Annotated in this window: 20 protein-coding genes; 13 read left to right on the top strand and 7 right to left on the bottom strand. The window is 69.0% G+C overall.

Features of this window, described 5'->3' with window-relative positions; translation table 11 throughout:
- Positions 1–6: 6 nt before the first annotated feature.
- A complete protein-coding gene (locus QSK35_RS25900; protein ID WP_285750097.1) occupies positions 7–579 on the bottom strand; it encodes a YqgE/AlgH family protein in 573 nt (190 codons plus the stop codon).
- A 230-nt stretch (positions 580–809) separates the two neighbouring features.
- Between QSK35_RS25900 and QSK35_RS25895 the strand changes: the two genes are divergently transcribed.
- Positions 810–2,147 (top strand): MFS transporter, encoded by a 1,338-nt coding sequence (locus QSK35_RS25895; RefSeq protein WP_285750095.1) that lies wholly within the window; start codon positions 810–812, stop codon positions 2,145–2,147.
- Here the strand turns inward: QSK35_RS25895 and QSK35_RS42765 are convergent.
- Together QSK35_RS42765 and QSK35_RS25890 are read right to left on the bottom strand one after the other, a co-directional pair.
- Entirely contained in the window at positions 2,076–2,330 is a 255-nt protein-coding gene (locus QSK35_RS42765) for a response regulator transcription factor (protein ID WP_352244147.1), read from the bottom strand. The two genes, QSK35_RS25895 and QSK35_RS42765, sit on opposite strands and share 72 nt — an antisense overlap.
- A 105-nt stretch (positions 2,331–2,435) precedes the next feature.
- Positions 2,436–3,872 (bottom strand): CCA tRNA nucleotidyltransferase, encoded by a 1,437-nt coding sequence (locus QSK35_RS25890; protein ID WP_285750094.1) that lies wholly within the window; start codon positions 3,870–3,872, stop codon positions 2,436–2,438.
- A 42-nt stretch (positions 3,873–3,914) separates the two neighbouring features.
- Between QSK35_RS25890 and QSK35_RS25885 the strand changes: the two genes are divergently transcribed.
- The 9 genes from QSK35_RS25885 to QSK35_RS25845 all read left to right on the top strand — a co-directional run bounded on the left by QSK35_RS25885 (position 3,915) and on the right by QSK35_RS25845 (position 14,059).
- On the top strand, positions 3,915–4,430 hold the full coding sequence (locus QSK35_RS25885) for an NUDIX hydrolase (RefSeq protein WP_285750093.1): 516 nt from the start codon (positions 3,915–3,917) through the stop codon (positions 4,428–4,430).
- Complete coding sequence (locus QSK35_RS25880; protein WP_285750092.1) at positions 4,427–6,706, top strand: DUF6049 family protein; 2,280 nt, start codon at positions 4,427–4,429, stop codon at positions 6,704–6,706. The genes QSK35_RS25885 and QSK35_RS25880 overlap by 4 nt, the downstream gene beginning before the upstream one ends.
- Positions 6,703–8,334: a murein biosynthesis integral membrane protein MurJ gene (gene murJ, locus QSK35_RS25875; protein WP_285750091.1), complete on the top strand. Its 1,632-nt coding sequence runs from the start codon at positions 6,703–6,705 to the stop codon at positions 8,332–8,334. Before QSK35_RS25880 ends, murJ begins: the two co-directional genes overlap by 4 nt.
- Before the next feature lie 37 nt (positions 8,335–8,371).
- Positions 8,372–9,886, top strand: coding sequence for a protein kinase family protein (locus QSK35_RS25870; protein WP_285750090.1), 1,515 nt, complete (start codon positions 8,372–8,374; stop codon positions 9,884–9,886).
- A 56-nt stretch (positions 9,887–9,942) separates the two neighbouring features.
- Entirely contained in the window at positions 9,943–10,566 is a 624-nt protein-coding gene (gene sigM / locus QSK35_RS25865) for an RNA polymerase sigma factor SigM (RefSeq protein ID WP_285750089.1), read from the top strand.
- Positions 10,563–11,309 (top strand): RsmA family anti-sigma factor, encoded by a 747-nt coding sequence (locus QSK35_RS25860; protein WP_285750088.1) that lies wholly within the window; start codon positions 10,563–10,565, stop codon positions 11,307–11,309. The genes sigM and QSK35_RS25860 overlap by 4 nt, the downstream gene beginning before the upstream one ends.
- Before the next feature lie 79 nt (positions 11,310–11,388).
- Positions 11,389–12,369: a thioredoxin-disulfide reductase gene (gene trxB, locus QSK35_RS25855; protein WP_285750087.1), complete on the top strand. Its 981-nt coding sequence runs from the start codon at positions 11,389–11,391 to the stop codon at positions 12,367–12,369.
- A gap of 23 nt (positions 12,370–12,392) precedes the next feature.
- The gene (gene trxA, locus QSK35_RS25850) at positions 12,393–12,722 is read left to right on the top strand and encodes a thioredoxin (RefSeq protein ID WP_285750086.1); all 330 of its coding nucleotides are present in this window, start codon (positions 12,393–12,395) and stop codon (positions 12,720–12,722) included.
- Between the two features lie 197 nt (positions 12,723–12,919).
- Entirely contained in the window at positions 12,920–14,059 is a 1,140-nt protein-coding gene (locus QSK35_RS25845; protein WP_285750085.1) for an N-acetylmuramoyl-L-alanine amidase, read from the top strand.
- A gap of 19 nt (positions 14,060–14,078) precedes the next feature.
- On the opposite strand, the gene QSK35_RS25840 is transcribed toward QSK35_RS25845, so the two are convergent.
- A complete protein-coding gene (locus tag QSK35_RS25840) occupies positions 14,079–14,711 on the bottom strand; it encodes a GNAT family N-acetyltransferase (RefSeq protein ID WP_285750084.1) in 633 nt (210 codons plus the stop codon).
- Between the two features lie 129 nt (positions 14,712–14,840).
- Here QSK35_RS25840 and QSK35_RS25835 point away from each other — a divergent pair, with 129 nt between their 5' ends.
- Together QSK35_RS25835 and QSK35_RS25830 are read left to right on the top strand one after the other, a co-directional pair.
- Positions 14,841–16,157 (top strand): aminotransferase-like domain-containing protein, encoded by a 1,317-nt coding sequence (locus tag QSK35_RS25835; protein WP_285750083.1) that lies wholly within the window; start codon positions 14,841–14,843, stop codon positions 16,155–16,157.
- 14 nt (positions 16,158–16,171) lie between these two features.
- Positions 16,172–17,116 (top strand): D-alanine--D-alanine ligase family protein, encoded by a 945-nt coding sequence (locus QSK35_RS25830; RefSeq protein ID WP_285750081.1) that lies wholly within the window; start codon positions 16,172–16,174, stop codon positions 17,114–17,116.
- A gap of 81 nt (positions 17,117–17,197) precedes the next feature.
- Here QSK35_RS25830 and QSK35_RS25825 read toward each other — a convergent pair whose 3' ends face one another.
- The 3 genes from QSK35_RS25825 to rsmG all read right to left on the bottom strand — a co-directional run bounded on the left by QSK35_RS25825 (position 17,198) and on the right by rsmG (position 19,793).
- Positions 17,198–18,163 carry a ParB/RepB/Spo0J family partition protein gene (locus QSK35_RS25825; RefSeq protein ID WP_285750080.1) on the bottom strand — a complete coding sequence of 322 codons (966 nt, stop codon included), beginning with the start codon at positions 18,161–18,163 and terminating at the stop codon, positions 17,198–17,200.
- Positions 18,160–19,035, bottom strand: coding sequence for a ParA family protein (locus QSK35_RS25820; RefSeq protein ID WP_285750353.1), 876 nt, complete (start codon positions 19,033–19,035; stop codon positions 18,160–18,162). Before QSK35_RS25820 ends, QSK35_RS25825 begins: the two co-directional genes overlap by 4 nt.
- Before the next feature lie 101 nt (positions 19,036–19,136).
- The gene (rsmG, locus tag QSK35_RS25815) at positions 19,137–19,793 is read right to left on the bottom strand and encodes a 16S rRNA (guanine(527)-N(7))-methyltransferase RsmG (RefSeq protein WP_285750079.1); all 657 of its coding nucleotides are present in this window, start codon (positions 19,791–19,793) and stop codon (positions 19,137–19,139) included.
- Positions 19,794–19,953: 160 nt separating this feature from the next.
- Between rsmG and QSK35_RS25810 the strand changes: the two genes are divergently transcribed.
- Complete coding sequence (locus QSK35_RS25810) at positions 19,954–20,427, top strand: protein-tyrosine phosphatase family protein (RefSeq protein WP_285750078.1); 474 nt, start codon at positions 19,954–19,956, stop codon at positions 20,425–20,427.
- Positions 20,428–20,653 lie beyond the last annotated feature (226 nt).

The following is a 20,653-nucleotide window of genomic DNA, read 5'->3' as shown; positions in this document are numbered from 1 at the left end:
CAGGCGTCAGTTCAACCTGACGTCCAGCGGGAACGTCGAGAGCAGCGCCAACGGCATGCCCTGACGGCGCAGCACGCGACCCCAGAGATCGACGTTCGCACCGGTCAGCACGTCGTCGGCCAGTCCGGACACCACGATCCAGTCGCCCCGCTCGATCTCACCGGCCAACTGGTCCTCGCCCCACCCCGAGTAACCCGCGAACACCCGGAGCCCGCGCACCTTGGACGCCAGCTCGTCCGGGTCCGAGTCCAGGTCGATCAACGCGATCGGTCCCTGCACCCCGACCAGCCCGTCGACGTCCTCGGGGTCGAGACCGGCGCGCAGCGCGGCCAGGCACAACGCGGTCTTCTGCTCGACCGGTCCGCCGATGTAGATGGCCTGTGGCTTGGTCGCGTGTGGACCCCAGCCCGGCAGCACGTCGTGCACCGCGACCTCGGACGGACGGTTGAGCACGACCCCCAATGTGCCCTCGGCGCGGTGGTCGATCACGTAGACGACCGTGCGCCGGAAGTTCGAGTCCGTGAGGCTCGGCGCGGCAACGAGCAGCGAGCCTGGCGAGACTTCGGCATCGGGACGCACGTCACCATGATTTCATCCGAGATCGCCGGAACAACTCAGGGCCACGCCTCGTTGTAGGTCTTGTCGGATGTCTTCGTGTCCCCCGGGCTCAACAGACAACCGCCTTCACGGAATACCGTTCGGCTGGAGCCGTGTCGTGCCAATCGCCGTGAGGCGACCGGGCATCCGATCCACGGGAGCCGGACCTGCGAGGGTCCGGTTTCTCTGGTTTTTGGGCCTAGGCTGTCCCGGTGACGACGGTCGTTGCCAAGCACCACTGGGGCTCGAAGCGGTTCCTCGGCATCCCCGAGTTCCGCCGCCTGCTGGCCACCAGGCTGGTGTCGCAGTGGGGCGACGGCCTCTTCCAGGCCGGTCTCGCCGGCGCGGTGCTCTTCAACCCCGAACGCCAGGCCGACCCGCTCGCCATCGCGGCCGGGTTCGCCGTGCTGCTCGGGCCGTACTCACTGATCGGACCGTTCGCCGGCGCCTTCCTCGACCGCTGGGACAGACGCCGGGTCGTGCTGATCGCGAGCCTCACGAGAGGCGCGTTCATCCTGCTCACCGCCGCGGCGGTCGGGCTCGGGCTCAGCGGGTTGCCGCTCTACGTCTCAGCGCTCGTCGTCACGGGCTTCAGCCGGTTCCTCGGCGCCGGTCTGTCCGCGGCGCTGCCGCACGTCGTCGACGAAGACCACCTGGTCGAGGCGAACGCGCTGGCCGCGACCCTCGGCGCGCTGATCGCGGTGTTCGGCGGCGGCTGCGCGATCGGGCTGCGCCAGCTGCTCGGCGCCGGTGACGGCGGTTCCGCGTTGACGACCAGCGTCGCCGTCGTCGGGTCGCTGCTCTGCGCATGGGTCGCGAGCAAGTTCAAGCCGGGCGTCCTCGGTCCGGACGAAGTGAACGAGCCGAACCGCGCCGTCACCGCCGTCGCGCACGGCCTGTGGGACGGCGCGAAGGCGGCATGGCACACCCCGACGGTGCGCGCGGCGCTGGCCGCGTTGCTCGCGCACCGCGCGGCGTTCGGCATCTCGTTGCTGATCACGCTGCTGCTGATGCGCTACAGCTTCCACGACATGGGCCTGCTGAAGGCCGGCATCGCCGGGCTCGGCGAGGTCGCCATCGCCGGCGGTGCCGGAATCCTGCTGGCCGGTCTCACGACGGACCGGATCGTGGACCGCCTCGGCACCCGTCAGACGATCATCGGCGCACTGCTGATCGCCGCCGCCTGCCAGGTCGCGCTGGGCCTGCCGATGCTGCTGCCCACGATCCTGGTCGCGTCGTTCGTGATCACCTACTCCGGCCAGGTCGTGAAGCTGAACGTGGACGCGGCCGTGCAGCACGACGTCGGCGACGAGGTTCGTGGCCGGGTGTTCGCGCTGTACGACACGTTGTTCAACATCACCCAGGTGGCGGCCGTGACCGCCGCGGCCGCGGTGGCCCCTCTGGACGGCCGTTCGCACGGACTCGTCCTCACCGCGACCGGTTTCTACCTGATCGGACTAGCGGCCTACGTGGTTCTCCTAGCGCGGCAACGGCAGCCGCAGCATCCCGGTCTCATGGGCGAAGACGACCGCGGCCATCCGGTCGGATAGGTCGAGTCGTCGCAGGATCTCGGCCACTTCGTCAGCTACATCCCCCATGTTCATCCCCAGTACCCGTGCAATCTCGTGATCCGCGAGCCCCCTCGCCAGACACCGCAGCACTCCCCGTTGCCGCTCCGTGAGCTCGGTGAGCTCATGTGCCCCTGGACCAGCGGAAAGCCCCCATCCGCTCATCGCAACCACCCCCGTGCGCCGAGCAATCTGCCCACAGCGCACAGTCATAGTCGCGCAACCCGCTGTCACTTCGCTAACGCCAGGATTTCATCCGGCCACGATGCGTCACAGGGCCGGCGGCGTGATCCCCTGAATGCGCGCCCACTCGCGAAGTTCGGCCACGGCCTCGTCGTGTTCGAGCGGCCCGCGGTCCAGCCGGAGCTCCTTGAGGAACTTCCACGCGGCGCCGACCTGCGGCCCCGGCGGCAGGCCCAGCAGCTTCATGATCTCGTTGCCGTCGAGGTCCGGCCGCACGCGCGCCAGGTCCTCCTCGGCGGCGAGCCGGGCGATGCGCTCCTCGAGCGAGTCGTAGGTGCGCTGCAACGCGTTGGCCTTGCGCTTGTTGCGGGTCGTGCAGTCGGCGCGGACGAGCTTGTGCAACCGGGTCAGCAGGTGCCCGGCGTCGGTGACGTAGCGGCGCACCGCCGAGTCCGTCCACTCGCCGTTGCCGTAGCCGTGGAACCGCAGGTGCAGGTACACGAGCTTGGCGACGTCCTCGATGATCTCCTTCGAGTACCGCAGGGCGCGCAACCGCTTGCGGACCATCTTCGCGCCGACCACCTCGTGGTGGTGGAACGAGACGCCGCCCCCGGACTCGAACCGCCTGGTGGCGGGCTTGCCGATGTCGTGCAGCAGGGCCGCGAGCCGCAACACCAGATCGGGTGAAAGATCATCATCTTCAAGATCAATTGCTTGGTCGAGGACAACCAGCGAGTGATGGAAGACGTCCTTGTGCTGATGGTGTTCGTCGATTTCCAGCTTCATGGCCGTGAGCTCGGGCAGCACGATGTCCGCGAGACCCGTGTCGACCATGAGCTCGATCCCCTGACGCGGGTGCGCGGCGCAGAGCAGCTTGGACAGCTCCGCCTGCACGCGCTCCGGCGTGATGCGCGTGAGCTGTGGCGCCATGGACCGCATGGCCTCGACCACGCGCGGTGCCGCGGTGAAGCCCAGCTGCGCCACGAACCGCGCGGCGCGCAGCATGCGCAACGGGTCGTCGCCGAACGACTGCTGCGGGGTCGCCGGCGTGTCCAGCACGCGTGCCTCCAGGGCCGCCATGCCGCCGGTCGGGTCGACGAACTCGCGCTTGGCCACGTCGTAGGCCATCGCGTTGACCGTGAAGTCGCGGCGGACGAGGTCGCCCTCGATGGTGTCGCCGAACGTCACCTCGGGATTGCGCGTGACGCCGTCGTAGACGTCCGCGCGGAACGTGGTGATCTCGACAGTCACGCCGTTCTTGGTGGCGCCGACGGTGCCGAAGGCGATACCGGTGTCCCAGATCGCGTCGGCCCAGCCCTTCAGCAGACGCTGAATCTCCTCGGGCCGCGCGTCGGTGGTGAAGTCGAGATCGTTGCTCGACCGGCCGAGCACGGCGTCGCGGACACTCCCTCCGACCAGGTACAACCGTCGTTGCGCCGAGGCGAACCGTTCGGCGAGCTCGTCGGCGACGGGGGAGATGCCGGGGAGTTCCACTACCGCATTCTGGTGGGTCGATCGAGACACGAGAAGCCAGCGTACTTACCTGCCGTAAGTACGATCGGCCGTATGCCCCCGTCAGCCGGTCGTTCTGGAGGTACCAAGCCGGGGCGCCGCAAGAGGCGCCGGGGTCGCAGGCTGAAGACGGTGGACGAGACCTCCGCGGGTGGTCTCGTCCTCGACGCCGATCAGCGGGCAGCCGTGATCGGCCGGCTCGACCGCAGGGGCAAGCTGCTGTGGTCGTTGCCCAAGGGTCACATCGAGGCTGGTGAGACGGCCGAGGAGACCGCGGTGCGCGAGGTCGCCGAGGAGACCGGTATTCATAGCAGGGTCCTTCACCCGCTCGGGTCCATCGACTACTGGTTCGTCGCGGACGACCGCAGGGTGCACAAGACCGTCCATCACTTCCTCCTCGAGGCGCTGGGCGGAGAGCTTTCCGACGAAGACGTGGAGGTCACCGAGGTGGCGTGGGTGCCACTCGGCGAGCTGGACGAGCGACTCGCGTATGCCGACGAGCGCCGCCTGGTCCGCCGAGCCGCCGAACTGCTCGCCGACCGTTCCCCGAACGGAGCGGAGTTGGCGTGAGGAAGCTGTCCAGCAGGAAACTGCTCAGCACGGCCGCGGTCGCGGGGTTCCTCTTCTGGACCGTCGCTCCGGCGACAGCCGCCGGGTTCGCCCAGCCGGAATCCGACGGGCTCCCGTTCACACCCGTGCCCGCGACTCAGGTCTGGGCGACCCGTCAGGCCTCCGCGCAACCCGGCCAGCAGCCGCCGCAGTTCCTCCGGCTCGAGGTGGCCACACTCAGTCAGCGGGTCGTGCTCAGCGACTCCGCACCGACGATCACCATCTCCGGCAAGGTCGTCAACGTCGGCGATCGCAAGATCGACAACGTGGTGCTGCGGCTGGAGCGCGGGGAGGCGCTGAAGACCGAGGAGGACGTGCGCAACGCGTTGCGCGAGCCGGCCGCCGCGGAGTTCATCCAGCCGAAGTTCACGCAGATCGCGGACGTGCTGCAGCCCGGTGACAGCAGGAGCTTCAGCCTCGAGGTGCCGCTGCGCGGGCCGGAGTCGACGTCGCTGGCGATCGACGAGCCGGGCATCTACCCGATCCTCGCCAACGTCAACGGCAAGCCGGACTTCGGCGGTCAGGCGCGGCTCGCCGCGCTGAGCACGCTGCTGCCGGTGCTGGGCGTGCCCGGTGCCGCGTCGAAGGACAAGCCCGCCACGCCCGCCAAGGTCACCGTGCTGTGGCCGCTCGCCGACCGGCCGCGCATGGAGCACGCCGGCGCCAAGGGTTCCTCGGAGCTCGTGGACGACGAGCTGACCGGGTCGCTCTCGGTCGGCGGCCGCCTCTACAGCCTGCTGCAGGCCTACGAGTCCGCGGCGCAGTCGATGAGCACGTCGCTGTGCCTCGCGGTCGACCCGGACCTGCTGCGCACGGTCAAGGCGATGAGCACCGGATACGAGGTCAACGGCGCGGAGGGCAAGGGCAAGGACGAGGCCGCCCTGTGGCTGGACCGCCTCAAGGTCGCCACGTCGGGCCGCTGCGTGATCGCACTGCCGGACGCCGACGCGGACCTCGTCGCGTTGTCCCGGGCGAAGCTCACCGACCTCGGCAAGCTCGCGGTCAAGGGCGCGGACGTCGTGCGCGAGGTGCTGGAGACGCAGCCGCTGCCGGACGTCGCGTGGCCCGAGGACGGCGTGATCGACCAGCAGACCTACGACACGCTCATCACCCAGGACGTGAAGTCGCTGATCCTGGATCCGTCCGGGCTCACCGACACGCCGGGCACCGCGCCCGTGACGCTCGACTCGGTCAAGAAGGTGACCGCGACCCGGCTGGACGCGATGGTGTCCGACGCACTGCAGGGCGGCGTCGACCGGTCGCGCACGCTCGGCGGGGTCACCACGCCCGTGGAGAACCAGCCGGTGTCGGTGCAGAACGCGCTGGCCGCGCTCGTCTTCCGGACCGGGTTCCAGGGCGACGGCCGCAACGTCGTCATCGCGCCGCCGCGCCGGTGGAACGCGCCGGTCACGGAGATGACCGAGTTCCTCGGCACCGCCCAGAAGCTCTTCACCGGCGGATACGCCGTGCAGACGAGCCTCAGCGAGCTGTTCACGACCCCGCCGGCGGCGCAGGGCGGCAAGGTCAGCTACCCGGTCGAGGCCGGCGCTCGGGAGATCTCCCCGACGGTCGTCAGCTCCGTCTCCCGCCAGTGGGCGACGTTGGAGGGCATGCGCAAGCAGATGGAGCAGGCGGACAGCGGGTCGTCCAAGCCCGACGACCTGGTCCAGCCGCTGCGACTCGCCCTGCTGCGGGCCGTCTCCGGCGCGTGGCGGTCCAACGAGGCCGGCGCGCGCAGTGCCGCGGACATCAGCCTGAACGAGATCGACACGCTGCAGAGCCAGGTGACGATCACCCCGCAGAACAGCCCGATCCTGCTGGGCTCCGGCGACAGCCCGATCCCGGTGACCATCACCAACAAGCTCGACGTGCGGATCACCGTGCGCATCGTCGTCGCGGACACGCCGGGCATCCGCCCGCGCGAGCTCAACGACCAGGTGATGCCCGCGCGCGGTGAACGCCTCGTCCGCGTGCCCGTCGACGTGCTGCGCTCCGGGCGGTTCAGCGTGAACGTCCGGCTCACCACCCCGGACGGCGTCGCGCTCGGTGACACCGTCAAGCTTGAGGTGTCCTCCTCGGCCTACGGCACCATCACCGTGGTCATCACCGCCACCGCGGCGATCGCGCTGGTGCTGCTCTCGGGACGGCGCATCTACCGCCGCGTGCGCACCGCCCGCGAGGCCCGTGAGGCACCCGAAATCGAGTCCGTCACACCGGAGAAGTCGAGCACCAGTTGAGCAGCGAGACGGTCACCACGCCGGAACAGCAGCCCAAGTCCGTCGCCCGCGCCAGCGGGGGAATGGCGATCGCGACCATCGTCAGCCGAGTCACCGGCCTGCTGGCCAAGCTGATGCTGGCGTCCGCGCTCGCGATCGGTGAAGCGCTCGACTCCTACACGGTGGCGAACACGCTGCCCACGGTGATCAACGAGCTGCTGCTCGGTGGCGTGCTGACCAGCATCGCGATTCCGTTGCTGGTGCGCGCGCAGAAGGAAGACGAGGACCGCGGCGAGTCGTACGCCCAGTGGATGATCACCATGGGCACCGTCCTGCTGGCCGTCGCGACGGCCGTGTCGGTGGCGCTGGCCCCCGCGCTGACCCGGCTCTACATGGACGACACCACGGCGAACGCCGAGCTGGCGACTCTGTTCGCCTACCTGATCCTGCCGGGCATCATCTTCTACGGGCTGTCGGCACTGCTGGGCGCGGTGCTGAACGCCAAGGAGATCTTCGGACCGCCCGCGTGGGCGCCGGTGATGAACAACGTCGTCGTGATCGCCACGATCGCCGTGTACATGATCGTGCCCGGTGAGATCTCGCTGAACCCCGTGCACATGGGCGACGTCAAGGTGCTCGTGCTCGGCATCGGCACCGCGCTCGGTGTCGCCGTCCAGACGGCTGTGATGGTGCCGTCGCTGCTGCGCAGCGGGTTCCGGTTCCGCTGGCACTGGGGCTGGGACCGGCGGCTCTCCGAGTTCGGCGGCCTGGCGATGTGGGTGCTGCTGTACACGATCGTCAGCCAGGTCGGCATGGTCGTGACGCTGCAGGTCGCCAGCCAGGGCACCAAGGGCAGCGTCTCGATCTTCACGTACGCGTGGCTGCTGTCCCAGGTGCCGTACGGCGTGCTGGGCGTCTCGCTGCTGACCGCGTTGATGCCGCGGATGAGCCGGGCGGCTGCAGACCACGACAACGACGCGCTCATCCGCGACCTCGCGTTCGGCAACCGGATGTCGTCCGTGCTGCTGATGCCCATCTCGGCGCTGATGACCATCGCTGGTCCGGCGATCGGCATCGTGCTGTTCACGTTCGGCAAGAACTCGTCTGCGTCGGCCGAGCAGGTCGGCATCGCGCTGGCGCTGTCGGCGTTCGGCCTGGTGCCGTTCGCGATCACGATGATGCAGCTGCGCGTCTTCTACGCGCTCAAGGACTCCCGCACGCCCACCCTGATCAACGCGATCATGGTCGCGTTCCGCGTGGCGGCCTGCTATTGGTTCCTCGCCAACGCGGAGGCCGACGAGCTGGCGGTCGGCGTGTCCGTCGCGATGTCGCTGAGCTTCGTGGTCGGCGCGATCGTCGGCCAGGTGTGGCTGCGGATCCGCCTGGGCAGGCTCCGCACGGGCTACACGGTCTGGACCGTCTGCCTCACCGTCGTGGCGTCCGCAATCGCTTGCGCGGTCGCAATGGGTGCGGCCAAAGGCCTGATCTCGGTGCTCGGGATCACCAGTCCGGTCTCCGCGGCCTGGGTCAAGGTCGTCGTCGAATCGTTGATCGTCCTGGGTCTCAGCTTCGGTTTGCTGGCCGTCTTCCGTGTGCCGGAGCTGAAACCGGCGGTCGACAAGATCATCCGGTTGGTACGGCGGCGGTGACTCAGACCCGTGATGACCTTGACGTACCCTCGTGCCCGTGAGTAGCGGAACGAACGCCGCCCTTCTGGCAGGCGGCGTCATCGGTGGTGGTCGCTACCGGCTGCTCGCGAAGTCCGGAACCGACGACCGATCCCACGCCGAACTGTGGCGCGCACGCGACGGTCAGCTCAACCGCGACGTCGCCCTCACGATCATGCTCGGCGACCTCTCGGACACCGAGGCCGCGGGCCGCGCCCGCCGAACCGTCGAACGCGCGATGCACGCGGCGTCGTTCACGCACCCCGGCGTCTCACGGGTGATCGACGTACTCACTCCGGGCAACGGCATCCAGCCGGGCGAGGGCATCCTCGGCATGGTCGTCGCGGAGTGGACGCAGGGCACGGACCTGATGGACCTCATCGCGGAGGGCCCGCTGCCGGCGGGCGCCGCGACCCGGCTGCTGGAGCCGCTGGGCGCCGCCATCGAGGGCGCCCACCACGCCGGCCTGGTGCTCGGCGCGGACCACCCCCAGCGCATCCGCGTCACGTCGGACGGCCGCCTGCGCCTGGCGTTCCCCGGCCCGCGCCCGGACGCCATCGCGCGCGACGACGTCAAGGGCCTGGGCGCGATCCTGTACCTGCTGCTCACCGGCCGCTGGGCGCTGCCGGGCGGCCCGACGGACATCCAGCCGGCGCCCACCGGCCCGGACGGCTCCGTCGTCGCACCGAGCACGCTGCACCCGTACCTGCCGCACGAGTTGTCGTCGGTGGCCGTGCGATCGCTGGAGGACACCAGCGTCGGCGGCATCCGGACGTCCGCGGCGATCCTGCAGGTGCTGGACCAGATCGCGGCCGAGGAGGCCGAGACCGCGCTCATCCCGGCGGTGTCCAAGGACGCCGACGACGACGTGGTGTGGACGACCCAGCGTCCCGTACAGAACAAGGAGCAGCGCAAGAAGCTGCTGATCAGCGTCGGCGTGCTGGCGTTGGCGACGCTGGGCGTGATCGTGTGGCTCGCGGTGCAGATCGTCGGCTTCTTCAGCGACGAGCCGTCCAAGGGCGGCGGCCCGACGGTCGTGATCGGCCAGACCGTGCCGAGCGGCCAGAGCAGCGCCGAGGCGCCCACGCCGGCCGGTCCCGCGCAGCCCGCGTCGATCGGCGTCTACGACGTCACCAACCAGCCCGACAACCAGCGGGACGCCAACCGCGCCGTCGACAACAACGGCAATACGTTCTGGCGGACCGACAACTACTTCCAGCCGTTCCCGGCGATGAAGCCCGGCATCGGGCTGATGGCGTCGTTCGCGGAGCCGGCCCGGCTGGCGTCGATCACGATCACCTCGCCCTCGAAGGGCACCAAGGTCGAGATCCGGGTCGCCTCCGCCGCGGACGCGCCGCTGGAGGAGACGAAGGTGATCGCGTCGGCCGAGCTGTCGGCGGGGCAGACGCAGATCCAGCTCGGCGACTACGAGCCGACGCAGCACGTGCTGATCTGGATCACACAGCTGTCGAACAAGGGCACGGGCGAGAACCAGTCCGAAATCCGCGAGATCCTCTACACCCGAGCTCAGTGACCTGATCGGGTTAGACCCATCCGATACGGCATGATCACGAGCGTTATCCTCCCGTCGTGACTGCCGCAGCCAGTTCCGACGCCGACCTCATCTCGGCCCACGCCGCAGGTGACCCCTACGCGTTCTCGGAGCTGGTGAAACGCCACCGCGACCGGATGTGGGCGGTGGCGCTGCGGACCCTCCGGGATCCGGAGGAGGCGGCCGACGCGCTGCAGGAGGCGTTCATCTCGGCCTTCCGCGCGGCATCGTCGTTCCGCGCAGAGTCACAGGTCACCACGTGGCTTCACCGGATCGTGGTCAACGCGTGCCTCGACCGGATGAGGAGACGACAAACAAGACCAACAGTTCCCCTGCCCGAGGCGGGTCCGGGAGAGCCGGTCGCGCCGCGTGACGCGATGTCCGAGCGGGAGACGCGGTTGATGGTGCAGGACGCGCTGGCCGAACTGCCCGAGGAGCAGCGCGCGCCGATCGTCCTCGTGGACGTCGAGGGGTACTCGGTCGCCGAGACCGCCCAGCTGCTCGGCATCGCGGAAGGCACGGTCAAGAGCCGTTGCGCACGGGGCCGCGCGAAGCTCGCGAAAGTTCTCGGACACCTTCGGAACCAGATCGCAGATGCGAACGTCCCAGCTGACGGTGTGAATGTGCAAGCGCAACCGCGACGTCAGTGGGAGGACCGATGACCGGCACCGAGCGGACGCCTCTTGATCCGCCCTGGTCGTTGGACCTTCTCGCGGACCTGCATGCGGGCGTTCTCGACGAACGGACCGAAGCCGAGCTGCGACCGAGGGTGATGGCCGACCCGGACGCGCGGGCGGTACTCGAGGCGCTCGACGCCACGGTGATGGACCTGCACAACCTGCCGCCGATCCCGATGCCGCGTGAGGTGGCGGACCGGATCGACGCGGCGCTCGCGGCCGAAGCCAGGCCCGCAGCGCCGGTCGTGTCGCTCGACGAGGCCCGCAAGCGCCGGAACCGCAGGCTGGGCCTCGGCGGTGGCGTGCTGGCGGCGGCCGCGGCGGCGATCGGCATCGCCCTGGTGGTCGCGCCCCAGAACAACACCGCCGACCAGCCGCCGGGTGCACAGCAGACCCAGACGTCGGACAAGCCCGTCAGCGGGCCGCCCCTGGCGGTCAAGGAGGGCGAGTTCGCCGCGGCTGTCCCCGAGGTGCTGAAGGCGCAGAACTACGGTCCGCTGGACAACCAGGACCGCCTGGCCGGCTGTCTGAAGGGCGGCGGCATCACCAGCACGGCGAAGCCGCTCGGCATCAGCCCGGTGAGCCTGAAGGGCAAGACCGCGGTGATGGCCATCCTGCCCGGTGGCGCGCCCGGCCAGTTCCGGATCGTCGTGCTGGACCCGGACACGTGCGGCCCGGACAACCCGCAGGGCGTCATAGCGGACACCACCATCAAGCCCACGAGGTAGTCGCGCATCTCACGGAATTAGCGCCACCTACGATCGCGTTGAGCGAGACAGACAACGAGATCGAGGAGTTGCTGGAGCCGTGAGCGTGCGCAACGTGATCATCATCGGATCAGGTCCGGCCGGGTACACGGCCGCCGTCTACGCCGCTCGTGCCCAGCTCGAACCGCTGGTGTTCGAGGGCTCGCAGTACGGCGGCGCCCTGATGACCACCACCGAGGTCGAGAACTACCCCGGTTTCCGCGAGGGCATCATGGGCCCCGAGCTCATGGAACAGATGCGCGAGCAGGCCCAGCGCTTCGGCGCCGAGCTGCGCGCCGAGGACGTCGACTCCGTCGACCTGACCGGTGCCGTGAAGAAGGTCACCGCGAACGGCGTGGAGTACGAGGCCAAGGCCGTGATCCTCGCCATGGGCGCCGCGCCGCGCTACCTCTACGTGCCCGGCGAGCAGGAGCTGCTCGGCCGCGGCGTGTCCTCGTGTGCCACCTGTGACGGGTTCTTCTTCCGCGACCACGACATCGCCGTGGTCGGCGGCGGTGACTCGGCGATGGAGGAGGCGACGTTCCTCACCAAGTTCGCCAAGTCCGTCACGATCGTCCACCGCCGTGAGGAGTTCCGCGCCTCCAAGATCATGCTGGAGCGCGCGCGGAACAACGACAAGATCAAGTGGCAGCTGAACTCGCAGGTCACCGAGGTGCTGGGTGACGGCACCGTGTCCGCGGTGAAGCTGAAGAACACCAACACCGGCGAGGTGTCCGAGCTGCCGGTGACGGGTCTGTTCATGGCGATCGGCCACGACCCGCGCAGCGAGCTCGTGCGCGGCCAGGTCGACCTCGACGACGAGGGTTACGTCGTCACGCAGGGCCGCACCACCTACACGAACCTGGACGGCGTGTTCGCCGCGGGCGACCTCGTCGACCACACGTACCGCCAGGCCATCACCGCCGCCGGATCGGGATGCTCCGCGGCGATCGACGCCGAACGCTGGCTCGCCGAGCACGGCGAGGAGCACGCGGAGATCGCCGCCGAAGCGGTCGGCGGCGGTTACGGCAAGGGCAACTGAAGATCTACATCAAGGGAGAGAACATGGCCGGCGCCACCGTCACGGTGACCGACAAGTCGTTCGTGGACGACGTTCTGACCAGCGACAAGCCCGTCCTGGTCGACTTCTGGGCGACCTGGTGCGGACCGTGCAAGATGGTCGCGCCGGTCCTCGAGGAGATCGCGGCGGAGCACAGCTCCAAGATCACCGTCGCGAAGGTCGACATCGACGCGAACCCCGGTATCGCTCGCGACTACCAGATCATGTCCGTGCCGACCCTGATCCTGTTCCAGGGTGGCCAGCCGGTGAAGCAGATCGTCGGCGCGAAGCCGAAGGCCGCGCTGCTGAACGACCTGCAGGACGTACTCGCCTGACAAAATCGGGTGCAACGCGCAACGTGACCCGTCCGTCTTCCGATAAGACGGACGGGTCACGTTTGTTCGTCACGCGAAGGTGGTCTTGGTACCACGGTAAGTAGCCCTGCATCGATCACTCTCTGCCGCAGGGCACAATAGGACGTCACGTTTCGCGCCGGCTGGAGAAAGCCGGCGCCTTAGACGAGCGAGGGTGCATGCCGCTACTCCGCCGCGGGGACGTGGGGACCGAGGTAGCCGAGATCCGGTCGACCCTGACCAGGCTCGGACTGCTGCCCCCGGCCGACCCCCAGGCGCCGCCGGTGTTCGACCAGACCGTCGAACACGCCGTGCGCGCGTTCCAACAGCAGCGGGGGCTCATCATCGACGGCATCGTCGGCCCGGCCACGTACCGTGCGCTGCGGGACGCGACGTACCGTCTCGGCGACCGCCCGCTCGCGTTCCTGATGTCGCAGCCGACGACCGGCGACGACGTCCTGATGCTGCAGGAGCGCCTGCTGGAGCTCGGCTACGACGCCGGCCGCGCGACGGGCGTGTTCGGTCAGCAGACCGAGCAGGCGCTGCGGAACTTCCAGCGCGACTACGGCCTGATCGTCGACGGCATGTGCGGCCCGGACACGGTCCGCGCGCTGCGCCAGCTGCAGCCGAAGGTCCGCGGCGGCCGTCCCGTGCTGTTGCGCGAGCAGGAACGCGTGCGCATGGCCGGGTCCCGGTTGACCGGCAAGCGGATCATCATCGACCCCGGTCACGGCGGCCAGGACCGCGGCATCGTGGTCGACGGGCTGTCCGAGGCCGACCTGATGCTGGACCTCGCGCGCAGGCTCGAGGGCAAGATGGCCGCCACAGGTATGGAGGCGCTGCTCACGCGTGGCCCGGCGAACTGCCCGGACGAGACGTCGCGGGCCCGGTTCGCCAACGAGGCGGGCGCGGACCTGATCCTGTCGCTGCACACCGACGGCAACGGCTCGCCGCACGCCCAGGGCATCGCCACGTTCCACTACGGCACCGGAAACGGCACGTCCTCGACCGTGGGCGAGGCGCTCGCGGGCTTCATCCAGCGCGAGCTGGCCGCCCGCACGGGCATGCGGAACTGCGGCTCGCACCCGAAGTCGTGGGACCTGCTGCGGCTCACCCGGTGCACCGCGGTCCGCGTCGAGGTCGGTTACCTGACCAACGCCGACGACCGGGCCCGGCTCGCGACTCCCGGATTCCGTGATGTCGTGGCCGAGGGCATCCTCGTCGCGGTGAAGCGGCTGTACCTGCTCGGCAAGGACGACCAGCCGACGGGCACGTTCACGTTCGACGACCTGCTGCGGTACGAGGTCGCGAAGGGCTGATCCAGCCCCTCAGAAGCGCTCAGACGGGACGGAAGCTGGGCTCGGCCGTGGACACCGTGACCGAGTTCAGCAGCCGCTCCAGCGCCGCCTCAACGTCCTCTTTCCACGTGATGGCGCTACGCAGCTCGAGGCGCAACCGGGGCCAGCGGGGGTGCGGCCGCACGGTCTTGAAGCCCACCTGCAGCAGGAACTCGGCGGGCGTGACGCAGCTGCGCTCCTCGTCGTCCGGCCGCATGTCGCCGAACGCCTCGACAGCCTTCACGCCACGACGTGTGAGGTCCTTCGCCACGGCCTGGACGAGCACCCGACCCAGCCCACCGCCGCGGAACTCCGGCAGGACCTCCAGTGAGGTCATGAGGACCGCGTCCGGGCTCACCGGAGATGTGGGGAAGGCCGCTGACCTGGGCACGGCGGCCGGAGGTGCGTAGAAGACCGAACCGGCCGGGATGCCGTCGCAGTAGATGAGCCGGCCGCAGGAACCCCACTCCAGCAGGACGCTGGAGACCCAGGCTTCCTTCTCGAACTCGGTGTCGCCGAACTCCTCGGCCTGCTCGCGCAGATGCGGGGCGAGCTCCCAGTACACGCACGTGCGGCAATGCTTGGAGAGGTGCTCCAGGTTGTCCAGCGTGACGCCCACGACGCGTCGCGACACCCCGACCTCCCCTTGCAGCGCAATGAACCCATACGAGGGTAGACGGATGTGACGGAACCCGGAAGGCACATGCCCTGAACGGGACGACAGTTACACTCGCTCGGGACAATCCCCCTTCAGGAGCGCCCCATGACCGTACCCGGACAGCCTGCCAAGCAGGGCCCCAGAAGCCTCGACCCGCACCTGCGTCGTTACGCAGCGCGCACAGCGGGCATGACGGCATCGGAGATCCGGGCACTTTTCGCGGTCGCATCACGCCCCGAGGTCGTATCGCTGGCCGGCGGCATGCCGCACCTGGCCGCGTTGCCGCTCGACAACCTGTCCACGGAGATCGGCGACCTGATCGCCTCCGACGGGCTGGTGGCGCTGCAGTACGGCTCGGCGCACGGGATTCCGTTGCTGCGTGAGCAGATCTGCGACGTGATGGCGCTCGAGGGCATCAACGGGCACCCGGACGACGTCGTCGTGACCGTCGGCTCCCAGATGGGTCTCGACATGGTCACCCGGATCTTCTGCGACCCCGGTGACGTGGTGATCGCCGAGGGCCCGTCCTATGTCGGCGCGCTGGGCTCGTTCACCGCGTACCAGGCGCAGGTCGTGCACGTGGCGATGGACGCGGACGGCCTGGTCCCCGGTTTGCTGCGCGAGGCGCTGGAATCGTGCAAACGTGCTGGTCAGCGGGTCAAGTTCCTCTACACGATCCCGAACTTCCACAACCCGGCCGGCGTCACGCTGGCCGTTTCTCGTCGCGCCGAGGTTCTGGAGATTTGTCGCCAATACGGCGTGCTGGTCGTGGAGGACAACCCGTACGGACTGCTCGGGTTCGACGGCCAGACGTACCCGGCGCTGCGGTCGATGGACCCGGACAACGTCGTGTACCTCGGGTCGTTCTCGAAGACGTTCGCCGCAGGTCTGCGCGTGGGCTGGGTGCTCGCGCCACACGCTGTGCGCGAGAAGCTCGTGCTGGCCGCGGAGTCCGCGACGCTGTGCCCGCCCACGCTGAACCAGATGATCGTCTCCCGGTACCTGTCGACGCAGGACTGGAAGGGGCAGATCAAGACCTACCGCGAGGCCTACCGCGAACGGCGGGACGCCGCGATCTCGGCACTCGAGCAGCACATGCCGCAAGGTTCCACGTGGAACAAGCCCGAAGGCGGGTTCTACGTGTGGCTCACCGTGCCGCCTGGGATCGACACCAAGGCGATGCTGCCGCGTGCCGTCACACAGCGCGTCGCCTACGCCTCTGGTACTGGTTTCTACGCCGACAAGTTCGGCAGCCAGCAGCTCCGCATCTCGTACTGCTACCCGACGCCCGAGCGCATCCGCGAGGGCATCAGGCGGCTGGCGAACGTCATCGAGGACGAGATGCAGCTCCACGCGACGTTCGGGGCAACGCCGGGCCGTGAGCTGTCCGGGCCGCAGACCCCGTCGCCCGACACCGCCTGATCAGGAGTACTTCTGTGGCTGACCGCTGGGTCGCTGTTCTGTCCGGTGGGCTTTCCCACGAGCGCGAGGTCTCGTTGCGGTCGGGCCGCAGACTGTCGGCCGCACTGCGGTCGGTCGGCCTGACCGTGGAGGAGTGGGACGCGGACGCGTCGTTGCTGTCGCGGCTGCGCTCCAACCGGCCCGACGCCGTCGTGGTGGCTCTGCACGGTGGCGAGGGCGAGAACGGCTCCGTCCAGTCCGTGCTGGAGATGCTCGGCGTGCCGTACGTGGGCACCGACTCACGGGCCTGCCGCCGGGCGTGGGACAAGCCGACCGCGAAGGCTGAGCTCGCCCGTGCGGGCCTCTCGACGCCGGAGTGGGTCGTTCTGCCGCACGCGACGTTCCGCGAGCTGGGCGCCCAGCCGGTGCTCGACGCGATGGTCGACACGCTCGGCCTGCCGTTGATGCTCAAGCCGGACCAGGGTGGCTCGGCGCTGGGCGCTCAGGTCGTCCGGGATGCGTCGCAGCTGCCGGCCGCGATGGTCGGGTGCCTGGCGTACGGCGAGACCGTGCTGGCGGAGCAGTTCATCGAGGGCGTCGAGGTGGCCGTGACGGTCGTCGACGGACCCGACGGTCCGTACGCCCTGCCGGCGGTCGAGATCGTGCCCGAGAGCGGCGTGTACGACTACACGGCTCGGTACACCGCCGGGCTGACCGACTTCCACGCGCCGGCCCGGCTCGACGACGCCGCGGCCAAGGCGGTCGGCGAGTTGGCCGTCTCCGCCCACCGGCTGCTCGGTCTGCGCGACGTCTCGCGGACGGACGCGATCGTCGCCGCCGACGGGACGGTTCACTTCCTCGAAGTGAATGTGTCGCCCGGTCTCACCGAGACCTCGCTGCTGCCGATGGCGGTCGAGGCGGCCGGACAGTCGCTCGGCGACATCTACGCCGGCCTGATCGAGCGCGCTGTTTCACGTTGAACATAGGTGACGCCCCGCAACTTTGATGTTGCGGGGCGTCATCGTCACCGTGACATTAGTCCCTGGGGTAACCCCTTGGTCCTACTCCGATGTCCGATTTGTCGCTTCCAGGTTCATCAGTCCGATGATCCTTTCGAGATCATCAACTGACCCGAATTCGACGACGATCCGGCCCTTTCGCTGCCCGAGTTCGACCTTCACTCGGGTGTCGAAGCTGTCGCTCAGCCGCTCGGCGAGCTCCTGGAGACCGGGCGCGTGCATCGGCTTGCGGGGAGCGGGCTTGGCCTTGGCCGGCGCCTCGTTCTTCGCGAGCGTGACCGCTTCCTCGGTCGCGCGGACCGACATTCCCTCGGCGACGATCCGAGCCGCCAGCTCCTCCTGCGCGTTGACATCATCAAGACCGAGCAACGCGCGGGCGTGCCCGGCCGAGAGAACGCCGGCTGCCACGCGGCGCTGAACGGGGAGGGGGAGCTTCAGCAGGCGGATCGTGTTCGTGACGACGGGGCGGCTACGGCCGATGCGGTCGGCGAGCTCCTCGTGCGTGACGCCGAACTCCTGCAGGAGCTGCTGGTACGCGGCCGCCTCTTCGAGCGGGTTGAGCTGGACGCGGTGGATGTTCTCCAGCAGCGCGTCGCGCAGCATCACGTCGTCGGCGGTCTGCCGGACGATCGCCGGGATCGTCTTCAGCCCGACCTGCTGGGTGGCGCGCCAGCGGCGCTCGCCCATGACGAGCTCGTAGCTGTTCGCGCTGAGCTCGCGCACGACGATCGGCTGCATGAGCCCGAACTCGCGGATCGAGTGGGTGAGCTCGTTGAGGGCTTCCTCATCGAACACCTGCCGCGGCTGCTTCGGGTTCGTCCGGATCGCCGTCACCGGGATCTCCCGGTACACCGCGCCGGCGACCTCGCCACTGGGGGCGGCAGGCCGGGCGGCGGCGCCGTTGCCGGCCGCGGCGGGCCGGATGGTGCTGGGCGCACCGGGCGGAGGACCGGCCGGGATCAAGGCGGCGAGGCCGCGGCCGAGCCCACCCTTGCGCTGTTCCGTCATGCGGACTCCTCCCGTGCCCCGCGCACCGCGATCTCCTTGGCCGCGTCGAGATAGCTCATCGACCCGCGTGAACCGGGGTCGTACGTCAGCACCGTCTGCCCGAATCCTGGTGCCTCACTGACCTTCACGCTGCGTGGAATGACGGTCTTGAGGACGGTTTCGCCGAAGTGGCCGCGCACCTCGCTGGTCACCTGGTCGGCAAGCTTGGTGCGGCCGTCGTACATCGTCAGCAGGATCGTGGAGATGGCGAGGTCCGGGTTGAGGTGCTGCTGCACCAGCTCGATGTTGCGCAGCAGCTGGCTGAGTCCCTCCAGCGCGTAGTACTCGCACTGGATCGGGATGAGCACCTCCTGGGCCGCGACCATCGCGTTGACGGTCAGCAGGCCAAGGCTCGGCGGGCAGTCGATGAACACGTAGTCCGGCTGGAGCTGGTCGAGCGCCTCGGGGCTGAGCGCCTCCTTGAGCCGGCTCTCGCGGGCGACCATGGAGACGAGCTCGATCTCGGCACCTGCGAGGTCGATCGTGGCGGGCACGCAGTAGAGGTTCGGCGACGTCGGGCTGACCTGAGCCGCCTCGGCGATGGAGATCTCGCCGATGAGGACTTCGTAGACGGACGGCGTGCCGCTGCGGTGCTCGACGGCGAGCGCGGTGCTGGCGTTGCCCTGGGGGTCGAGGTCGATGACGAGCACCTTGAGACCGTGGATGGCGAGCGCGGCGGCGAGGTTCACCGTGCTCGTCGTCTTACCGACGCCACCCTTCTGGTTCGCGACGGTGATGACGCGCCGATGTGTGGGCTTCGGCAGCATGCCTTCGTCCGGGTGCAGCACGCTTGCCGCGCGAGCCGCTTCCTCTGCGATCGGGGTCCACACCACAGCGCCGCCTCCGTTGCTGCTCGCTACTGGCTTCTGGGTTTCGGTCTTCGGGGGTTCGGTTTCACGTGGAACATCGGCGGACTGGAACTCCGGGTACACGGTCACCGATCCCTCCTGGTTTGCCTGGTCTGCCGATCGATCAGGATGACCGTCGTCGGCTGGTCGAGTACGTCTGCCCCACACACCGCAACGCGCCCGGCGGTCCCACCGGCCTTCCGCACCGCCTGCGCATCGCGTTCAAGTTCTTCTTGTGCGCTCTCACCCTTGAGCGCCACGAGCTGACCGCCCGGCTTGACGAGCGGGAGACACCACCGAGCGAGCTTCTCCAGCGGCGCGACCGCGCGTGCGGTGACGACGTCACTGTTCTTGAGCCTCTCGCGCACGGGTCCCTCCTCAGCGCGCCCTCGCACGACCGTGACCGAATCGAGCTGCAGCCGGTCGACAACCTCTTCGAGCCAAGCCACCCGCCGGGCCATCGGCTCGAGCAGAGTGAGCGTGATGTCGGGCCGCGCGATCGCCAGCGGGATACCCGGCAAGCCTGCCCCTGAGCCTACGTCCACACACCGACACTCCCGTGGGAGCAACTCCGCGATGACCGCAGAATTGAGGACATGGCGCTCCCAGATCCGGTCGATCTCGCGCGGCCCGATGAGCCCGCGCTCGACCCCGTGCTCCCTGAGCATGTCGGCGAACTCGCGAGCGAGCTCGGTCCGGTCCCCAAAGACAAGCTTCGCGCTGTCGGGCAACTCCCCGGCCATGTTCTCCGTCCGTGGCGTTTCACGTGAAACCACGCGGCGGCTCTGCAGGTTCCGGCGGCCGGTGGAGTGAGCTGGCGAATGCCAGGGCACCATCATGACGGACAGACGGTGGCCGATGCCAAATCGGTGCGCCGTTTCACGTGAAACAGGGTGAAGAAATTTGCGTCCGACCATCTACACGGTCCAGCGCCCCGGCGCCGGCACGATCAGCACCATGGGCAAGCCGCGTTCGAACCGGTGGCTGGCCGGAGACATGACTGCTCTCCGCGAGATGGGCGTCGACATCCTGGTGTCCGCGATGACGCTCGACGAGCGGTTGCGGTGGGGGCTGGGCGATGAGGAGAAGGCGGCTCTTGAGGCCGGCCTTCAGTTCGTCGAGATTCCGATCCCGGACCGCACCGTGCCGAACCGTGCGGAGATCGCGTCCGCCATCGCGCATCTGACGGGGGAGTACCGCGCGGGTCGACATATCGTCTTTCACTGCTGGGCCGGGATTGGGCGGTCGTCGCTGCTCGCGGCTTCTGTGCTTGTGCTGGATGGGGAGACGCCGGAGCGGGCGTGGGAGCTCATTACCGATGCTCGCGGGTTTCCGGTGCCGGACACGGAGGAGCAGCGGGCTTGGCTTCAGGCCTGACTCTGGCTTGGGGTTGGTCTTTGGGTGCCGGTCCGGTGCCTGGTCGCCTTTGCGCGGTGGTCGCTTGGCTGCCGGTTCCGTACGTGGTCGCCCTTTGTCGGCTGCCGGTGCCGTGCGTGGTTGTTCTTTTGTTGGCTGCCGGTGTCGTGGGGCGCTGCGTCTTCCGGGGGCGCCTTCGGCGCCGCGATTGGGGCTTGACTTGGGGCCCCTCGCGGCGTGGTGGGCC

This window comes from Lentzea sp. NBRC 105346 (genome assembly GCF_030269605.1).
Classification (GTDB): Bacteria; Actinomycetota; Actinomycetes; order Mycobacteriales; family Pseudonocardiaceae; genus Lentzea.
The sequence above is the reverse complement of the archived record's forward strand: the minus strand, read 5'-3'. Positions and strand labels throughout refer to the sequence as shown.